Raw genomic sequence first — 17,805 nt, forward strand, 5'->3', positions numbered from 1 at the left:
CAAGAGTACCTGCCCCATGCGCGCCCTGCCCCTGAACATTGGAACCATTCACTTCGTCGGTATCGGCGGCATCGGTATGTCCGGTATTGCCGAGGTGCTGCACATGCTGGGCTACAAGGTACAGGGGTCGGACATCGCGGAAGGTGCGAATGTGCAACGCCTGCGCCAATCCGGAATTGTCGTTCATATCGGCCATGACGCCGCCAATCTAGGCGATGCGCAGGTTGTCGTGACGTCGACGGCCGTGAAAAAAGACAACCCCGAAGTCGTGGCGGCACGCGCCAAGCTCATCCCGGTCGTCCGCCGCGCGGAAATGCTGGCCGAACTGATGCGTCTGCGCTGGTCCGTCGCCATTGGTGGCACGCACGGCAAGACCACGACAACCAGCCTCGTGGCCTGCGTTCTGGAACATGCCAAGCTGGATCCGACCGTCATCAACGGCGGCATTATTGAAGCCTATGGCACCAACACACGCATGGGTTCAGGCGACTGGATGGTTGTCGAGGCCGACGAAAGCGACGGCTCGTTCCTGCGTCTGCCCGCCGTGATCGCGGTCGTGACGAACATGGACCCGGAACATCTGGATCACTGGGGCACAGAAGAGGCCATGCAGGCCGGCTACGACCAGTTTGTGTCCAACATCCCGTTCTACGGCTTTGCGGTCCTGTGCGTGGACCATCCCCAGGTCCAGCAGATGATCCCGCGCCTGTCCGATCATCGTGTCATCACTTACGGCTTCAGCCCGCAGGCCGATATCCGCGCTGAAAAAGTCGTTATGGACAAGCGGGGTGCCACATTCGAGGTCGTCGTCACGAACCGTCAGCGCAACCGCTCGCGCCGGGCGGGACCCTTCCGTTTACCGATGCTCGGACACCATAACGTCCTGAATTCGCTGGCCGCCATCGCCGTCGCCCTTGAAATGGAAATCAGCGATTCCGTCATCGCATCCGCCCTGACGACCTTCAAGGGCGTCAAGCGCCGCTTCACGCGCACCGGCGACTATAACGGTATCTCCATCATCGACGATTACGGTCATCACCCGGTTGAAATCGCCGCCGTTCTGAAGGCCGCGCGTCAGGCTGGCGCAAAGAACGTCATCGCCGTCGTGCAGCCGCATCGCTATTCGCGCCTGAAAGTCCTGTTCAACGAATTCTGCACCTGCATGAATGATGCCGATACAGTCATCGTGGCGGACGTGTACGCTGCGGGTGAAGCCCCGATCGAAGATGCGGGCCGTGATGCACTCGTCGAAGGCCTGCGCGATCGCGGTCACCGTTCCGTCGTGCCACTTCCCGATCCCGCGCATCTGCCGGAAATGATCAACGCCATCGCCAAGCCGGGCGACTATGTTGTCTGCCTCGGTGCCGGGACCATCACCCAGTGGGCGCAGGCGCTCCCTGCCCAGCTCGAAGCGCTGAACCGGCAGCCTGCAACCGAAGGCGCAGCATGACGGGTAGCAGCGATTTTCCAGTCAAGAGCCTCCGGGGAAGACTGACCGCGAACGCACCTCTGGGGCCCCGCGCATGGTTTCGCGTCGGCGGCCCGGCGGACTGGATGTTTATCCCTGAGGATCAGGATGACCTGGCCCGTTTCCTGCGTGAAAAACCTGCGACCATGCCGGTCACGGTTCTGGGGGCATGCTCGAACGTCATCATCCGCGATGGCGGCATCGCAGGCACAGTCATCCGCCTTGCGCGTGGCTTCGCAGATATCGACGTCGAGGGCAGCAGCCTGATCGTCGGGGCTGCTGCCCTCGACGTCACCGTAGCCGAACATGCCGCCGCAGCCGGTCTGGCCGGTCTGGAGTTTCTGGCCGGCATTCCGGGTTCGATCGGCGGCGCTGTCCGCATGAATGCAGGGGCTTACGGATCGGATCTTGATGCCATTCTCGAATGGGCCGAAATCCTGACAGAAAAAGGCGATCTGCGCCGCCTCTCACATGACGAACTGGGCTTTGCGTATCGTCATTCAGAGCTTCCAGAAGGCAGCGTGGTGATCCGGGCCTGCCTGCGTGGGACACCGGACGAGGCAGACGCCATCCGGAGCCGCATTGCGGACATCCGGGCCTCCCGCGAAGCCTCGCAGCCCGTACGCGCACGAACCGGCGGCTCCACGTTTCGCAACCCGGAAGGTCACAAGGCCTGGCAGCTGATTGACGAAGCCGGATGTCGCGGCCTTCAGATCGGAGATGCGCAGGTCAGCGAAAAGCACTGCAATTTTCTGCTCAATCTGGGACAGGCCAGCAGCGCGGATCTGGAAACTCTGGGAGAGACCGTGCGAGAAAAAGTTCTGGCACGCAGCGGCGTCAGTCTGCACTGGGAAATTAAACGGATCGGACGTCAGTCCGAAGGAGAGCAGACGTTATGAAAGTCGCAGTCCTGCTGGGCGGAACATCCAGCGAGCGCCCCGTCAGCCTCGTCAGTGGCGAGGCCGTGATCAAGGCCCTGCGCGACACGGGTCACGACGTCACGCCGATCGACGTCGGCCCGGATATTGCCGCGACAATCGCCAGCCTGAAATCCACAGCACCGGACGTCGTCTTCAATGCGCTGCACGGCCCGCGCGGCGAGGATGGAGCCATTCAGGGCGTTCTGGAATGGCTCGGCCTGCCTTACACGCATTCCGGAATCCGGGCCTCTGCCGTCGCGATGGACAAAGGCGCCACGCGGATCCTTCTGGCCGCCGCAGGTCTGCCCGTGGCACAGGGGCGTGTGGTCACGGTCGAGGAACTGGCCGAAGCCGATCCCCTTCCCGCACCCTATGTCATCAAACCGGTCGCCGAAGGGTCATCCGTGGGGGTCGAAATCGTGCGGACGGGCGACAATCGCCGTGCGGAAATCGCGCAGACATGGCGCTTCGGAAAGGACGCACTGGTCGAAAGCTTCATCCCCGGCCGCGAACTGACCGCCAGCGTCATGGGAGACCGTGCCCTCGCCGTCACGGATATCCTGCCCTGCGAAACAGCCGCGTTCTACGATTTCGAAGCCAAATACAAGGCTGGCGGCTCGCGTCATGTCGTTCCTGCAGATATTCCGCAGACCGTGACCGATCGCGCGCTCAACTACGCCCTGCGCGCCCATCGGACGCTGGGCTGTCAAGGTGCGAGCCGTACCGATTTCCGTTATAACGAGGATACCGACACGCTCGTCATTCTCGAGGTCAACACACAGCCGGGCATGACGCCCACATCCTTGCTGCCGGAACAGGCTGCCTATTGCGGCATTCCCTATCCGGACCTGTGTGACTGGATGGTCCGGGAGGCACTGACGCGCTGATGCGGGAAGACCCGTCCTTTCAGAAAAACGATTTTATCCGGGAGCGTTATTCCGGGGCCATGCCGCCTCAGGAAGACCGTCCTTCCCGGGCAAAGCTGTTCTGGCGCCGGCAACGGCGGCTGGTCCGGCCTGCGATCGTATTTCTGGTCGTGATGGGTCTGGCAGGTGCAGGTATGCGTCTGCTGTATGACGCGGCTTCAGAAGAGCGCTTTGCCCCCCTGCGCGAACGGCTGGTTGCAATGGAGCCATTGCCCATCCGCCATATCGTCATCAACGGCCGCGGCATGACCAGCGAGGCCTCGATCCAGGACGCACTGGGCACGTCCATCGGGCATCCGATTTTCGGCTTCTCCGTCGAGGCTGCCCGCCAGCGACTGGACGAGCTTCCCTTCATCGACCATGCGACGGTTGAACGGCACATGCCCGATACCGTCATCATCACGCTTGTCGAGCGCACCCCGATCGCCGTCTGGCAGGACCGCGGGCATTTCATGCTCATCAACCGCGCCGGTGAAGAAGTTCCCGATCAGGGACTGACGGGAAAAAATGCACAGGCCTTCCTCCAGCTCCCGCTGGTGGTGGGCGAAGGCGCCAATACCGCCGCCGCAGGCGTCATTGATGCCCTCAACCACGAACCGCTGGTCAAGGCTCAGGTCACGGCGCTGATCCGCGTCGGAGGCCGCCGCTGGAATGCGACCCTCAAGGACGGCACCACCGTTCTGTTGCCTGAAGGTGAAGAAGCCGCAGCTTTTGCGCGTCTGGCGCGTTACCAGCAGAGTATGCGCCTTCTGGAACGTCCGGTGCAGTCGATTGATCTGCGTCTTCCGGACAGAATGGTCGTCCATCAGCCTTCGCAGGCCATCCCACCTGCCGAAGGAGCGAAAACCGATCCGTCTCCGTCCTCTCCTCCACCCCCAGCAGACAGCGCGAAGCAGCCATGAATGACCTTACCTCCATGTCAGATCTTCCGGCATTCCGTCGCCGGGGCGGTCTGAGGGGCCGGTCCCTCATCCCCGTCGGCGGCGAGCGTGACGTCAGCGTCAACCGTGTCCCGCGCGACATCCTGCCGCTTCCACCGGAAGAGACGCATCGCAGTATCGCATGGCGTCCAGGCATTTTCGGCGCGCTGGATATCGGCACGACGAAAATGACCTGCCTGATCGGCAAGGGCGAGGCTGACGGCTCCATCCAGGTTCTGGGTCACGGATGGCGCCGCTCCCACGGTATCCGCTCAGGATCAATCGTCGACATCCGCGAAGCCGAAGCCGCGATCCGCGCCACGGTCGGCCAGGCCGAGGAGGCCGCCGAACGACGCATGGACTCCCTGGTCGTCAACCTGTCCTGCGGCAGGCCGCTGAGCCGGCTGGTGGACGCCCAGATCCCGATCGGTGGACGGGAGGTAACGGCTGGAGACGTGCAGCGTCTCATTGCGGAAGGACAGGCCCGCGCCTGGATGGAAGGCCGCGAGGTCATCCACACCCTTCCCATCGGGTATGTCGTGGATTCCATTCCCGGCATTGCCGATCCCGTCGGCCACCAGTGCGAAGAACTGGCGACCCGGATGCATGTCGTAGACATGAACTCCAGCGCCCTGCGCACTCTGGATGCCGTTCTTCAACATGCCGAACTCAAGCTGGACGGGCTGGTTGCAAGCCCCTTTGCCTCGGGCATTTCGGTTCTGGCGGCCGAAGAGCGGGAGCTTGGCGTCACGGTTGTGGAAATGGGCGGCGGCACCACATCTCTGGCGGTTTTCTGTGAAGGAAAACTGCTGCACACGGCCCAAATCCGCGTCGGCGGACTGCATGTCACGCGCGACATCGCAGGCGTCCTGTCGACGTCCCTGGAAACGGCCGAGCGTCTCAAGACGATGTATGGCGCAGCCCAGATGGGTTCGGACGACCAGCGGGAAATCCTGTCCGTTCCCCTGATCGGGGAAAACAGCGACCGGCTGGTACGTTTGCAGCGTTCCAAGGTTATTTCCGTCATCCAGCCCCGGATCGAGGAAACGCTGGAACTCGTCCGGCAGTCGCTCGATAATGCGGGACTGGGCCGGCTGGCCAATGGCAGGGTCGTCCTTACAGGCGGAGCCTCCCTGCTGGAAGGGATCGTTCCCGTTGCAACCCGCATCCTTGGACGCCCCGTACGGATGGGGAAACCCCAGAACATCTATGGCCTGCCCGAGACGGCCGCGGCTTCGGCAGGCTTTTCAACCGCTGCGGGGCTCCTGGCCTGGGCAGCGGGTGCGGATCGGGATTTCGGAGATATTTCCGCACCCGAACCAAGACCTCGCGGACTTGTTAAACGTCTCGTAGGCTTCATACGCAATAATGTATAAGCTATTACATATCATAACGCCCTCACCTGTCGCTTTCATGAAGTTCCGGACCAGATCATGACGCTGAACCTTACCCCTACTCCCAATTCCCACGTTGAGCTGGCGCCACGGATTACCGTGATCGGCGTTGGCGGAGGCGGGACGAACGCCGTCGACAACATGATTGCGTCTGATCTCAAGGGCGTGGAATTCGTCGTTGCCAACACCGACGCCCAGCAGCTTGCCCATTCCAAGGCTGAACGCCGCGTCCAGCTTGGCCCGCATCTGACCCGCGGCCTGGGTGCAGGCGCGAAGCCGGAAATCGGTCGTGAAGCCGCCGAAGAAGCCGCTCAGGAAATCGACCGGCAGCTTGAAGGCGCGAATCTGGTCTTCATCACCGCTGGCATGGGTGGTGGCACAGGGACGGGTGCGGCGCCGGTCATCGCACGCATGGCACGCGAACGCGGCGTCCTGACGGTCGGCGTCGTCTCGAAACCTTTCAATTTCGAAGGGCGTCGCCGCACGACAGCTGCTGAAAAGGGCATTGCCGAACTTCAGAAGCACGTCGATACGCTGATCGTCATCCCGAACCAGAACCTTTTCAATTCCGCAACGCAGAACACGACATTCCGCGAAGCCTTCCGGATGGCCGACAATGTCCTGAACATGGGCGTTCGCGGCATTACGGACCTTATGGTCTCCCCCGGCCTGATCAATCTCGATTTCGCGGACGTCAAGGCCGTGATGGAAGAGATGGGCAAGGCCATGATGGGTACGGGCGAAGCGTCCAGTGAAGAAGACGCAGAAGACCGTGCCGTCCTCGCAGCCGAACGTGCGATTTCCAATCCGCTGCTGGAAGACGCCTCCATGGCGGGCGCACGCGGTCTTCTCATCAACATCACGGGCGGTGAAGACCTGACGCTTTATGAAGTCAACGCCGCCGCTGACCGCATCCGTGAGGAAGTGGCCGACGATGCAAACATCATCTTCGGCGCGCTGATCGACGAAAAGCTGAATGGTCGCGTCCGCGTCTCGGTCGTCGCAACCGGCATCGACACGCAGCCCTCCCAAGACCCGTCCGCGCCTCCCGAGCACCTTCAGACATCCACGCCGCACGCAAACGCAGCCTCGCAGGCGGCCCCCCGGGAGACATCTTCTTCCCGGGCCAGCGCACCGTCCTTCCAGCCCGGTTCAACCTATGCCGGCGGTCCGCCGCGGCCGAATTTCGCGCTCGACGCTCAACAGGCACCAACTCACAACACAGCACCCCTGTCTGCGCAGGAACCGCCTGCTCCCGAGCAAGCCGCCCCTGAAAACCAGTCACCCCGGCAGGACAGCGTCCATCAGCCCTCTCCCCGGGCCGGTCTGTTTTCCGACCCGTCCCGCCATGCTCCCCAGCAACAGGCCGAAGCACCCCGCAGCCTGTTCGGTATGGTCACAGGCGCTTTCCGCAGCCGTCCGGCCCAGCCGCAACAGGGCCAGCAGCCAGCCCAGCGTGCCGAGCCGAACACACGCGACGGGTATCAGCACCAGGCTCCGCAGCATCCCGAACAGCCCTCCAGCGGCGGCGATGATTCCAACCTGGATATCCCCACCTATCTGCGTCGCTGATCAGCACACCCCTCTTGTGGGCAACACAAGAGGGGTAATATCCGGCAACAATCGTTGACTGGAACCAAAGTCCGGTATCTGTTTTCTAGTCTCCGGAACAAGATTTTTCGGAGGCTTTATGCAGGTGACGCCCAAGCAAGGTATAAGAACGGCGAGTGGCGTTGATGCAGAGCGCCCTGAAATGGCATCAGGTTCTGATGCCTCGTCTTCCCGCCTGGAGCGCACCAGTTCGAAAAACCTTCAGACCACTCTTGCACAGCCTATTCACTGTCAGGGGATCGCCCTGCACAGTGGTGTCACGGTCAACCTTCTTCTTTCTCCTGCTTCCGCCAATACGGGGATCAGGTTCCAGCGTTCGGACAAGGAGGGCTCACCCTCTTTCCCCGCGACCTATGACCATATTGTGGATACACGCCTTTCAACGGTTGTCGCGTGTCAAAACGACCCGTCCCTCCGCGTCGCCACGATCGAACACCTGATGGCAGCCCTCAATGCCTGCGAGATCGACAATATCCTGATCACGGTCAGCGGACCGGAACTGCCGGTTCTCGACGGGGCTTCTGACGCCTTCGCGTTCCTGATCAAGTGCGCTGGCCGCAAAATCCTCGATACACCCCGCCAGGTCATCGAAATCCTGCGCAATGTCCGCGTCGAAGGCGAAGACGGCGCTTTTGCCGAACTGCGTCCCGCACAGCGTGGACTTTCACTGGCCATCTCCCTGAGTTTTGCGGCTCAGGCCATTGGAAACCAACGTTACGCCATGCAGCTTAACGAGCAACGCTTCATGGAAGAGGTCGCTTTCTGCCGGACATTCGTCAATCGTCAGGATATCGAATATCTTCAGAGTATCGGTCTGGCGCGCGGGGGATCACTGGAGAATGCCGTCGTCGTGGATGGAGAAAACATTCTCAACCCCGCAGGGCTGAAAATTGAGCGCGAGTTCGCCCGTCACAAATTACTCGACGCTATTGGCGACCTCTATTGTGCCGGACACCGGATGCAGGCGGGTTTTATTGGCCATAAATCCGGCCATACACTCAACAACCGACTCCTGCGCACCGTTTTTTCGGACGCTGCCAACTGGCGCTTCGTCTCCACGGCCCCTGCCCGATCCGTTACAAAAGCCCTGCGCACACGCGTTGCCGCCTGAGACACATGGCAGGTCTTTCGTCAGCGCATTCCCGTGATATAAGACGGGCTTCCACGGGAAGAGCAGGTATGACAAGCAGCACTCAGCGTCATTTTGAAGCATCGGTCACGAATGGTGGTTTCATTCTGAGAGCTGCGGCTGTCAGCGGGCTTCTGCTGCTGTCCGGCTGCTCCATGTTTTCGCATCAGCACGAAAAACCCGCGATTCCAAAAACCGCTGACGCCGAGACCCTGTACAATTACGGAATCGACGCGCTGCATACCGGCCATTACGAACTGGCTGGCGGCGAATTCGAACTGCTTCAGCAGAATTATCCCTATTCCGGCTTCACAGGAAACGCGGAGCTGATGGAGGGATATTCCTATTACCTTCAGGGCGAATACGCACTTTCGGTCCAGCAGCTCGAACGTTACCTCCAGCTGCACCCGACCAGTCCGGACGCTGCCTACGCCTTCTATCTGCGGGCACTCTGCTATTACGAACAGATCGCCAATGTCGAACGTGACCAGCAGGGTACGGTTGAAGCACTGGACGCGCTGGAAGAAGTCATCACCCGCTTCCCCCAGACCTCCTACGCCCGCGACGCCCAGCTGAAGATCGACCTGTGTCGTGACCATCTGGCAGGCAAGGAAATGCTGGTGGGCCGGTGGTATCAGCAGCAGCGCAACTACGAAGCCGCCATGACACGTTATCAGCGCGTCGTGCAGGATTATCAGACAACCAACCACGTCGCCGAAGCTCTCGAGCGTCTCGTGGAAGTCTATCTGTCCCTCGGGCTCAAGGATCAGGCCCGCCAGACGGCCGCCGTTCTCGGCTACAACTATCCCGACAGCCAGTGGTATCGTTATGCCTATAATGATCTTCGGGACAACAAGCTGCTCAATGGCGACCTCAAAAAACCAGTCGTCCGTCCGGGGCAGCCTGACCATCGTGGATTTTTCTCCCGGATGTGGCACAGCGTCTTCTGATACCAGCCCTTTGAAACAGGGCACCACCCTCCCAACATTGCTGTCATGCTGACCCATCTCTCGATCCGCGACGTCGTTCTGATCGAAAAGCTCGATCTCGGCCTTTCCCCCGGTCTGACCGTCCTGACCGGCGAGACCGGGGCGGGGAAATCCATCCTGCTCGACAGTCTGGGCCTGGCCCTCGGAGAGCGTGCCAGCGGTGGCCTCGTGCGCTCAGGCGCCACGCAGGCCAGCGTATCGGCTATTTTTGAAATCGACGCCCGCCATCCGGTTCTTGCCCTGCTCGACGAGCACGGCATCGTCCGCGAAGACCCGTCGGACCCGATCGTCCTGCGACGCATCGTGACGCCCGATGCCCGCTCCCGCGCCTATGTCTGCGACCAGCCGGTCGGCGTTGGTCTGCTGCGTCGCGTGGGCGCCCACCTCGTGGAGATTCAGGGCCAGCACGAGCAGATGGGCCTTGCCGACCAGAGCACCCATCTCGATCTGCTGGACGCTTTCGGAATTGCCCCGCCACTCCGGGAAAAGACAGCCAGCACCTTCCGGCAATGGGCCGCAGCCCGCAATGCCCTCAAAGCCGCGCGCACCGATATGGAAGCCGCAGCCCGCGAGGAAGAATGGCTGCGTCAGACGGTCGATGATCTGGAACGTCTGGCCCCACAGGAAGGTGAGGAGGACGCGCTCGCCGCCACGCGCGTCAGCCTCCAGCGTGATGAACGCCGTGGTGAAGCCGTTGCCGCCGCCCTGTCAGAACTGACCCCCCGTGACCGCCGCTCGTCCGCTCCGGCCGCTGCCCTGCGTGCAGCCAGCCGTGCACTCGCAAGACTGCTGCCAGCACCGACAGAGACGGAAACCCTTTCAGACAGCCACCAGACACAGGCACAGGACGCGCTCGACGCTCTTGGAAAAGCCGAAGAAGCCCTTGCCGAAGCGGAGATGCTGCTGAGCCGCCTTGCCGCAGATACGGAAGGCGATCCCCGTCTTCTGGAAGAAACGGAAGAGCGGCTGTTTGCACTCCGGGCCGAGGCCCGCAAACACAATATTTCCGTGGCCGAACTGCCAGCCTTTCTCGCCGCTCTGAAAACACGGCTGAGCGCACTGGACTCCGGAAACGCCGAACTGGCCCGTCTTCAGACAGCCCTGACCGAAGCCCGTCTGGCTTACGAAGACGCCGCGCGCACCCTCTCTGCCGCTCGCCAGAAGGCTGCCGAAAAGCTCGAAAAAGCAGTCAGCACGGAATTGCGCCCCGTCAAGCTCGAACGCGCGCGCTTCATCGTCTCGCTTCTGGCTCTGGACCCCGATCACTGGAACAGTCAGGGCATGGAACAGGCCTCGTTCCTGATCGCAGCCAACCCGGGACAGTCTCCCGGACCGCTCGCCAAAGTGGCATCAGGGGGTGAACTATCGCGCCTTATGCTGGCATTGAAAGTGGTTCTGGCAGAACGCTCCGACATCGGCACGCTGGTCTTCGATGAGGTCGATTCCGGCGTGGGTGGCGCTACGGCATCTTCAATCGGCGACCGGCTGCACAAGGTTGCTCAGGACGTGCAGGTTCTCGTCGTCACTCATAGCCCGCAGGTCGCGGCGCGTGGCGATCATCACCTGCGAATCGCCAAACGTGTCCGCAACGACCGGACCGAGACCTTGGCCGAACCGTTACCCCATGACGCCCGGCGTGAAGAAATCGCCCGGATGCTCGCAGGCGACATCATTACCGACGCAGCCCGTGGGGCTGCCGACAGCCTTCTTGGACATCAGATTTCATGACCACTGCCCCAGTCTCCGCCGCCGAGCGTCACGCTGAACTCGAAGCGGACCTCGCACGGTGGGATGAGGCCTATCACGGGCGCGACGAGCCTGAAGTCTCTGACGCCGCCTATGATGCGGCCAGACGCGAACTTCTGGCGCTGGAAGACGCACACCCGGACCTCCGCTCGGAAAACGGCTTTAGCCAGCGGATCGGATCGGCTCCTGATTCCGCTTTCGGGAAATACCGTCACCTCGTCCCAATGCTGTCCCTCGACAACGTTTTCGACCCGGAAGGCTTCGACGGCTTCGTCTCAAAAGTCGGGCGTTTTCTTGGTCTGGACGAACAGCAGCTTCAGGCCCTCCAGTTCGTGGCGGAACCGAAAATCGACGGTCTCTCCATCAGCCTGACCTACGAGCACGGACGTTTCGTGCGCGGCACCACGCGCGGAGACGGTATTGAAGGCGAGGATGTCACCGCCAACCTCCTGACCCTGCACGATATTCCTCATGAACTCCCTGGCACGGCACCCGAGCGTCTCGAAATCCGCGGGGAGGTCTTTCTCTCCAAAAACAGCTTTCTGACCCTTAACGAACAGCAGGTCGCTCGCGGCGCACGTCCCTTCGCCAATCCCCGTAACGCGGCCGCAGGGTCTTTGCGACAGCTGGATGCCGAAATCACGCGCAGCCGACCGCTCTCGCTCTTTGCTTATGCTCAGGGCTACACGTCCTCGCCCGTTGCCACGACGCACTGGGACTATCTCGAAAAACTGCGGAGCTGGGGCTTCAGGGTTAATCCACTCTCCGAGATGATCGCCCATGCCCGCGACATTCCCGCCTATGTCGACAAGCTGGCCCGTGAACGCTCTGGGCTGGACTACGATATCGACGGTATCGTCTTCAAACTGGACGATATTAGTTTGCAGGAGCGTCTGGGTTTCGTCGGCCGCGCACCGCGCTGGGCCATCGCCTGGAAATTCCCAGCCGAGCAGGCCATCACCCGCCTTGTGGACATCGAAATCCAGGTCGGCCGCACAGGCGCCCTGACGCCTGTGGCCCATCTGGAGCCTGTGAATGTCGGCGGCGTCATCGTCTCGCGCGCAACACTGCATAACGAAGACGAAATCGCACGCAAGGACGTGCGTGTGGGCGATCTGGTCCGTCTCCAGCGTGCCGGAGACGTCATTCCGCAGATCCTCGGCCCGGTGCCAGGCGAGGGCCCGCGCTCAGAACCGTTCGTCTATCCCGATCACTGCCCGGTCTGCGGATCCCTCGCCGAGCGTGTTCACGGAGAAGCTGTCCGCCGCTGCACGGGCGGCCTGACCTGTGAAGCCCAGGTTGTGGAACGTCTGATTCATATGGTCTCGCGCAATGCCTTTGATATTGACGGCCTTGGCGAACGCAGCATCCGCGAATTCCATGATGCAGGCTATATCCGGACACCGGGCGATATTTTCCGCCTGCGGACCCATGAAGAGGCCCTGCTTCAGCGCGACGGCTGGGGGCGACTATCCGTGGACAACCTGCTCCGCGCGATTGACGAGCGGCGGACAATCCCGCTGACGCGGCTTATTTTCGGCCTCGGCATCCGGCGCATCGGCGAACGCAATGCCCAGCTTCTGGCGCGGCACTACCAGACTTTCGAAAACTGGCGCGACGCCATGCTGGCTTCCCGGCCGGACTCTGAAGAGCGGGCCGCTCTTGGCGCGATCATGGGGGTGGGCGATGCGATTGCCGATGAACTGTCCGCCTTTTTTGCCGAAAGCCATAATGTCGAGACCCTTGATGATCTGGCAACGGAACTGACGGAGATCACGCCCGAAGATGCGCCTGTGGAGGGTCACCTCTCAGGCAAGGTCATCGTGTTCACAGGAACAATGACGACCATGAGCCGACCGGAAGCCAAAGCCATCGCCGAGCGACTGGGCGCACAGGTGACAGACAGCGTTTCAAAAAAGACATCACTGGTTGTTCTGGGTGAAAAGGCGGGTTCCAAAGCGAAGAAAGCCGCCGAACTCGGGATCGAAACCACGGATGAGAGCGGCTGGCGCGTACTCGCAGGACTGTAATAGAACTGCAAAATCAAAACCGTGAGAAAGTTGGTAATATTTCACTTTTTCAGGGTATAACGCCTCCCGCATGTCAGTCTCCCCTTCTTCCCAGCATCAGATCGTTCTCCTCCTGCTGGGCTTCGCCGCCACGGTCGCGCTGATTGGCGTCTCCGTCCTGATCTCACTCTCCGAGATCTCCTTTGCCGCGGCCCGCGATGTGCGTCTTCGTTCCCGAGCCGAAGCGGGAGACCCTCGCGCTGTCGCGTTTCTCAAGCTGCGGCGCAACAGTGGTCAGGTCATTACGGTCCTTCAGATCTGTCTGAATGCTGTGGGTGTTCTGGGCGGTATCATCAGCGAATCCATGCTGAGCGACCCGATCGCGGCGGGCTTTCTCGCCATGGGAACAGGCCCGGCGTTAGCCAGCAAGCTGGGGTCGGCCTGTTCCTTTATCCTGATCACGGGCCTTTTCGTCCTGTTTGCGGATCTTCTGCCCAAGCGGATCGCCATGAACGCGCCAGACCGGATCGCGCTCAAGGTTGGCTGGTTTCCTGCCGTCGCCCTGAAAATTCTCTACCCGGCCGTCCTCGTCTTCTCGAAGATATCCGACTGGCTGCTCAAGCTCCTCAAGATCCCGGCCGCCGCAACCGTCGAGCCCGTAACGCCTGAAGACCTCCGGGCCATTCTTGCGGCCGGAACAGCCTCCGGTGTGCTGCTGGAAGAAGAGCACCAGATGATCCAGAACGTGCTCGGCCTTCAGGACCGCGCGGTCACGTCCGCCATGACGCCGCGCGACGAAATCGTTTTTCTGGACGTGCAGGAAAGCCCGGAAAGCCAGCGCGACAAGGTGCGGGTTCGTCCCTATTCGCGCTACCCGCTCTGCGACGGCGGCCTCGACAAGGTCATAGGCTCCATCCGCGCGGAAGACGTTCTGGTTGCCGTGGTTGACGAACCCCAGCCCAAAAGCACCGGCTTAGCTCCCATCGCCAGCCAGATCTTCCGCATGCGGCGCGACGTTTTGTCGCTGCCTGACACACTGAACCTGTGGGAAACCCTGGCCCAGTTTGAGGCTCATTCGGCAGGCTTTGCCCTGATCGTCAACGAATACGGCCTCGTTGTCGGTCTCATCACCTACAAGGACATCATGGGCGCCCTGATGGACGGTCTGGTGAGCCCGTTCGAAGAACAGGCCATCGTCCGCCGTGACGACAAATCCTGGCTGATCGACGGCGCAGCTCCCATCGGCGATGTCATCCGCGAACTGGACATCCCCATGTTCGACGACGCCCAGAACTTCGATACGGTCGGAGGCTTTGTCATGAACCGCCTGCGCCGCATGGCGCGCAAGGCGGACAGCGTGCAATCCTCAGGCTTCCGGTTTGAAGTGGTGGACGTGGAAGGCTTCAGAATCAACCAGTTGCTGGTGACACGCCTGAACTGACTTCCTCTCCCGGACGCAGGCTGCTTAGATCATCGCATGATCGATCTCAGCCACTCCGCTCTTATCCTCGTCGATATCCAGAATGACTTCCTGCCGGGCGGCGCACTGGCTGTCCCGGACGGGGACAGGATCCTGGAAGCCGTCAATGCCCTTGCCAGGCGTCCATTCAGGGCTGTGATCGCCACACAGGACTGGCACCCGCCCCATCACTGTTCCTTCGATGCTCAGGGTGGCCCTTGGCCGGCTCACTGTGTTGCAGGCGCCAATGGGGCTGATTTTCCCAAGACACTCAGATCCGGGCCCATAACGCACATCATACGCAAGGGTGTTCTGCAGGAGCGGGACAGCTATTCCGGGTTTCTCGACAATGATCGTGCAACTTCAACGGGGCTCGACGGGTTACTGAAAGGCCTTGGCATAGACCATGTGGTTATCTGCGGGCTGGCTCTGGATTACTGTGTCATGGCCACAGCGCTGGATGCGGTGGGTTGCGGCTATCAGACGGACGTTATTCCCGAAGCCTGCCGGGGGATTGCCGCTGATCCAGAAGCCACTCTGGAAACACTTGAAAAACAGGGCGTTCGATTGAAAAGCGTGAATGCCTTCTGAAGGTCATGATCATGAACATAACCAGACTGATTCCTGCCCTACTTGCATGTGCAGCATTCCAGGCCGCCTCGGCGGCGACACCTCCGACAACGGCGGATCTGGCTAACATGCAGGGGTTTCGACAGGCCTATCAGGCTATGGTGACACTGCCATCATGGGTGATGACGGCACATGCGACATCCGTGCCGGTCAGCGATCTTAGCATTGGAGGCAAGTCCTATCTTCTGGGACATATGTGCCGTCAGCATGACTGCGCGGCAGAGCAGCTTGAGGTTGTTTTCGCGAAAGACCATTCAGCAGCCTGGGGGCTGTTGAGCATCAAACGGAATGGGCCATTGAAACAGGATTTCTTAGGCGCACCCGATGCAGAGATGCAGAAGGTTCTTCTCAAAGCCTATCAGGATAATAATCCAGCAGACTGAATTTAAAGGAGAATGGAGCGCCAGCCGTTTTTTTTGGAATGGCTGGTGCGCCCTGATGGATTCGAACCATCGACCCACAGCTTAGAAGGCTGTTGCTCTATCCATCTGAGCTAAGGGCGCATCAATGAGGCCATTAACTGGTCGGGGCGCCCGGACTCGAACCGGGGGCCTCTTGTACCCAAAACAAGCGCGCTACCAGGCTGCGCCACGCCCCGAACCGGCCGGAACCTAGGATGTCTGGCCGGTCGAGGCAAGAGGGTTTTTTTTATTCGCCTTCGCTTCGTACAAGCGGCGGTACGAAAAGCGGCGCAGTATCCCACGGAAACAGGACCCATGTGTCCTGCGCGACTTCGGTGACATAGTGGTCCGTGAAGGGCTTGCCTTCCGGCTTTGCGTAGAGGCAGGCAAAGACTGCCTTTGGAAGCAGTTCGCGCACAATGCGGGCCGTAACACCCGAATCCACGAGATCGTCCACAATCAGGAAGCCATCGCCATCCCCTGCGGCAACAGGCGGTTTGACGACCTTCGGCTCGTGCTGCGTGCCTTCTTCGCCCGCATAGCTGATAACTGAAACACTCTCGATCAGGCGGCAGCCCATTTCGCGGCCAAGAATGGCAGCGGGGATCAGGCCGCCACGGGTAATGGCAACGATTCCACGGAAAGGCCCATGTTTCTGCATGAGGGTTGAGGCCAGAAGGCGCGCATCACGATGGAGCTGATCCCAGGTGACGGTCGCATAATGAACGGTTTGGGGAGTCTGATTGGCTGTCATGATCTTCCTCTGCCTTCCGTCTCGCAATTTTGCAATAAACTTGAGAGCCGGAAGTGCCTAAAGTGCCGCAATGATCGATCCGGCCCTGCGCACCCTTCCCGGCCTTCCGGCACTTATAGTCGGAAGAATTTTCTCCCAGCTTTCCGCGACCACCATGACGATCGCCATCGGATGGCAGATCTATGCGCTGACGCATGACGTTGCCTCTCTGGGCTATCTGGGGCTGGCACAGTTCCTGCCCATGATCCCCCTGACATTTGTCGCGGGGCACGTCGCGGACCGTTTCAACCGGCGCACCATCGTCCTCATCTGTCAGATCTGCGAAATTCTTTCTACGGCTGCCCTCGCGGTTGCCGCCGCATGCCACGTCCTGACAACAGGGGGCATCTATGCATTCGCAGCCTTCTATGGCGTTCTGCGCAGCTTTGAGATGCCCTGCCAGCAGGCATTTCTGCCTGCCATCGCACCTCCATCCCTTCTGCCCCGCGCGCAGGCGCTGCTCTCCTCGCTCTTCATGACCGCATCCATCGTCGGCCCCAGCCTTGGCGGCCTGCTGTACGGTATCGGGCCGGTCGTCTGTTACGGCCTCTCGACCATCGGGTTCGTGATGGCTTTCTCTGGAACATTGTCCCTGAAGCTGGTGCACACCGTCCCACCCAAAGAGCCAGTCACATTCGCCTCGGTTTTTGCGGGGCTCTCCTTTCTCAACAGGCGCCGTGACCTGCTGGGCGCTATTACGCTTGATCTGTTCGCCGTACTTCTGGGGGGCGCTACAGCCATGCTTCCGGTTTATGCGGACGGAATCCTGCATGTGGGTCCGGTCGGCCTGGGCCTCCTGCGCGCCGCTCCTGCGATTGGTGCGCTGATGATGTCCTGGGGTCTGTCCCGCTACCCTCTCAAAGGCCGTGCGGGCCTTGTGATGTTCGTGTCGGTCGTCGTGTTCGGGGTGGCAACGATTGTTTTCGGAGCATCCCATACGGTCTGGCTCTCGATTGTCGCACTGATGATCCTTGGGGCCTCCGATGTGATCAGTGTCGTGATCCGTTCCTCGCTGATCCAGCTTGCAACGCCGGATTCAATGCGTGGACGTGTTTCAGCCGTGAACACGCTGTTCATCGGATCCAGCAACCAGCTTGGCGAATTTGAGAGCGGAATGCTCGGAACGGCAATCGGACCGGAAGCCGCCGTGATCATGGGCGGGGTCGGCACCATTGTGGTCGCAGCCGCATGGGCGCGGCTTTTCCCGCGACTATGGACGCTGGATCGTCTGGAAGACGTCTTCCCGGAGGAACAGTAAGGCCTGAAACGCAAAAAGCTCCCGGAAGGGAGCTTTTTATTGCGGCCGAAGCAGCTTTTCAAAAGAAAGGCTGGCTCCCGAAGTAGGACTCGAACCTACGACCCAGCGATTAACAGTCGCTTGCTCTACCAACTGAGCTATTCGGGACCGGC

General features: G+C 60.9%; 15 protein-coding genes and 3 tRNA genes. 14 read left to right on the forward strand and 4 right to left on the reverse strand.

What is annotated here, in order from left to right:
* The first annotated feature begins 16 nt into the window (after positions 1-16).
* The 13 genes from murC (at position 17) to A0U94_RS07935 (ending at position 15,584) form a co-directional block, all read left to right on the forward strand.
* The gene (gene murC / locus A0U94_RS07875; RefSeq protein WP_077803022.1) at positions 17-1,450 is read left to right on the forward strand and encodes a UDP-N-acetylmuramate--L-alanine ligase; all 1,434 of its coding nucleotides are present in this window, start codon (positions 17-19) and stop codon (positions 1,448-1,450) included.
* A complete protein-coding gene (gene murB, locus A0U94_RS07880) occupies positions 1,447-2,367 on the forward strand; it encodes a UDP-N-acetylmuramate dehydrogenase (protein WP_077803023.1) in 921 nt (306 codons plus the stop codon). The genes murC and murB overlap by 4 nt, the downstream gene beginning before the upstream one ends.
* Complete coding sequence (locus tag A0U94_RS07885) at positions 2,364-3,275, forward strand: D-alanine--D-alanine ligase (protein WP_077803024.1); 912 nt, start codon at positions 2,364-2,366, stop codon at positions 3,273-3,275. The genes murB and A0U94_RS07885 overlap by 4 nt, the downstream gene beginning before the upstream one ends.
* Complete coding sequence (locus A0U94_RS07890; protein WP_077803025.1) at positions 3,275-4,216, forward strand: cell division protein FtsQ/DivIB; 942 nt, start codon at positions 3,275-3,277, stop codon at positions 4,214-4,216. The genes A0U94_RS07885 and A0U94_RS07890 overlap by 1 nt, the downstream gene beginning before the upstream one ends.
* Positions 4,213-5,610 (forward strand): cell division protein FtsA, encoded by a 1,398-nt coding sequence (ftsA, locus tag A0U94_RS07895; RefSeq protein ID WP_062109694.1) that lies wholly within the window; start codon positions 4,213-4,215, stop codon positions 5,608-5,610. The genes A0U94_RS07890 and ftsA overlap by 4 nt, the downstream gene beginning before the upstream one ends.
* A 57-nt stretch (positions 5,611-5,667) precedes the next feature.
* Positions 5,668-7,200: a cell division protein FtsZ gene (ftsZ, locus tag A0U94_RS07900; RefSeq protein ID WP_062109696.1), complete on the forward strand. Its 1,533-nt coding sequence runs from the start codon at positions 5,668-5,670 to the stop codon at positions 7,198-7,200.
* A gap of 181 nt (positions 7,201-7,381) precedes the next feature.
* Positions 7,382-8,350 (forward strand): UDP-3-O-acyl-N-acetylglucosamine deacetylase, encoded by a 969-nt coding sequence (gene lpxC / locus A0U94_RS07905; protein WP_244177972.1) that lies wholly within the window; start codon positions 7,382-7,384, stop codon positions 8,348-8,350.
* A gap of 68 nt (positions 8,351-8,418) precedes the next feature.
* Positions 8,419-9,318: an outer membrane protein assembly factor BamD gene (locus A0U94_RS07910; protein ID WP_062109700.1), complete on the forward strand. Its 900-nt coding sequence runs from the start codon at positions 8,419-8,421 to the stop codon at positions 9,316-9,318.
* Between the two features lie 45 nt (positions 9,319-9,363).
* On the forward strand, positions 9,364-11,085 hold the full coding sequence (recN, locus tag A0U94_RS07915) for a DNA repair protein RecN (protein ID WP_077803027.1): 1,722 nt from the start codon (positions 9,364-9,366) through the stop codon (positions 11,083-11,085).
* Entirely contained in the window at positions 11,082-13,133 is a 2,052-nt protein-coding gene (gene ligA, locus A0U94_RS07920) for an NAD-dependent DNA ligase LigA (RefSeq protein ID WP_077803028.1), read from the forward strand. The genes recN and ligA overlap by 4 nt, the downstream gene beginning before the upstream one ends.
* Positions 13,134-13,203: 70 nt before the next feature.
* A complete protein-coding gene (locus A0U94_RS07925) occupies positions 13,204-14,553 on the forward strand; it encodes a hemolysin family protein (RefSeq protein ID WP_062028581.1) in 1,350 nt (449 codons plus the stop codon).
* Positions 14,554-14,589: 36 nt separating this feature from the next.
* On the forward strand, positions 14,590-15,162 hold the full coding sequence (locus A0U94_RS07930; RefSeq protein WP_077803029.1) for an isochorismatase family protein: 573 nt from the start codon (positions 14,590-14,592) through the stop codon (positions 15,160-15,162).
* A gap of 11 nt (positions 15,163-15,173) precedes the next feature.
* The gene (locus tag A0U94_RS07935) at positions 15,174-15,584 is read left to right on the forward strand and encodes an Ivy family c-type lysozyme inhibitor (RefSeq protein ID WP_077803899.1); all 411 of its coding nucleotides are present in this window, start codon (positions 15,174-15,176) and stop codon (positions 15,582-15,584) included.
* Between the two features lie 43 nt (positions 15,585-15,627).
* Here the strand turns inward: A0U94_RS07935 and A0U94_RS07940 are convergent.
* The 3 genes from A0U94_RS07940 to gpt form a co-directional block, all read right to left on the reverse strand.
* Positions 15,628-15,704: transfer RNA gene (locus A0U94_RS07940), tRNA-Arg, on the reverse strand.
* An 18-nt stretch (positions 15,705-15,722) separates the two neighbouring features.
* A tRNA-Pro gene (locus A0U94_RS07945) sits at positions 15,723-15,799 on the reverse strand.
* Between the two features lie 50 nt (positions 15,800-15,849).
* Entirely contained in the window at positions 15,850-16,356 is a 507-nt protein-coding gene (gpt, locus tag A0U94_RS07950; protein ID WP_062029496.1) for a xanthine phosphoribosyltransferase, read from the reverse strand.
* Positions 16,357-16,426: 70 nt separating this feature from the next.
* Between gpt and A0U94_RS07955 the strand changes: the two genes are divergently transcribed.
* On the forward strand, positions 16,427-17,653 hold the full coding sequence (locus A0U94_RS07955; protein WP_077803030.1) for an MFS transporter: 1,227 nt from the start codon (positions 16,427-16,429) through the stop codon (positions 17,651-17,653).
* 71 nt (positions 17,654-17,724) lie between these two features.
* Here the strand turns inward: A0U94_RS07955 and A0U94_RS07960 are convergent.
* Positions 17,725-17,800: transfer RNA gene (locus A0U94_RS07960), tRNA-Asn, on the reverse strand.
* Positions 17,801-17,805: the final 5 nt, after the last annotated feature.

The organism is Gluconobacter albidus (assembly GCF_002005485.1).
Taxonomy (GTDB): domain Bacteria; phylum Pseudomonadota; class Alphaproteobacteria; order Acetobacterales; family Acetobacteraceae; genus Gluconobacter; species Gluconobacter albidus.

What these genes read in the sequence shown, in the direction of transcription:
- murC (WP_077803022.1), top strand. Translation starts at nt 17, where the DNA reads ATGCGCGCCCTGCCCCTGAACATTGGAACCATTCACTTCGTCGGTATC.
- murB (WP_077803023.1), top strand. Translation starts at nt 1,447, where the DNA reads ATGACGGGTAGCAGCGATTTTCCAGTCAAGAGCCTCCGGGGAAGACTG.
- A0U94_RS07885 (WP_077803024.1), top strand. Translation starts at nt 2,364, where the DNA reads ATGAAAGTCGCAGTCCTGCTGGGCGGAACATCCAGCGAGCGCCCCGTC.
- A0U94_RS07890 (WP_077803025.1), top strand. Translation starts at nt 3,275, where the DNA reads ATGCGGGAAGACCCGTCCTTTCAGAAAAACGATTTTATCCGGGAGCGT.
- ftsA (WP_062109694.1), top strand. Translation starts at nt 4,213, where the DNA reads ATGAATGACCTTACCTCCATGTCAGATCTTCCGGCATTCCGTCGCCGG.
- ftsZ (WP_062109696.1), top strand. Translation starts at nt 5,668, where the DNA reads ATGACGCTGAACCTTACCCCTACTCCCAATTCCCACGTTGAGCTGGCG.
- lpxC (WP_244177972.1), top strand. Translation starts at nt 7,382, where the DNA reads ATGGCATCAGGTTCTGATGCCTCGTCTTCCCGCCTGGAGCGCACCAGT.
- A0U94_RS07910 (WP_062109700.1), top strand. Translation starts at nt 8,419, where the DNA reads ATGACAAGCAGCACTCAGCGTCATTTTGAAGCATCGGTCACGAATGGT.
- recN (WP_077803027.1), top strand. Translation starts at nt 9,364, where the DNA reads ATGCTGACCCATCTCTCGATCCGCGACGTCGTTCTGATCGAAAAGCTC.
- ligA (WP_077803028.1), top strand. Translation starts at nt 11,082, where the DNA reads ATGACCACTGCCCCAGTCTCCGCCGCCGAGCGTCACGCTGAACTCGAA.
- A0U94_RS07925 (WP_062028581.1), top strand. Translation starts at nt 13,204, where the DNA reads ATGTCAGTCTCCCCTTCTTCCCAGCATCAGATCGTTCTCCTCCTGCTG.
- A0U94_RS07930 (WP_077803029.1), top strand. Translation starts at nt 14,590, where the DNA reads ATGATCGATCTCAGCCACTCCGCTCTTATCCTCGTCGATATCCAGAAT.
- A0U94_RS07935 (WP_077803899.1), top strand. Translation starts at nt 15,174, where the DNA reads ATGAACATAACCAGACTGATTCCTGCCCTACTTGCATGTGCAGCATTC.
- gpt (WP_062029496.1), bottom strand. Translation starts at nt 16,356, where the DNA reads ATGACAGCCAATCAGACTCCCCAAACCGTTCATTATGCGACCGTCACC.
- A0U94_RS07955 (WP_077803030.1), top strand. Translation starts at nt 16,427, where the DNA reads ATGATCGATCCGGCCCTGCGCACCCTTCCCGGCCTTCCGGCACTTATA.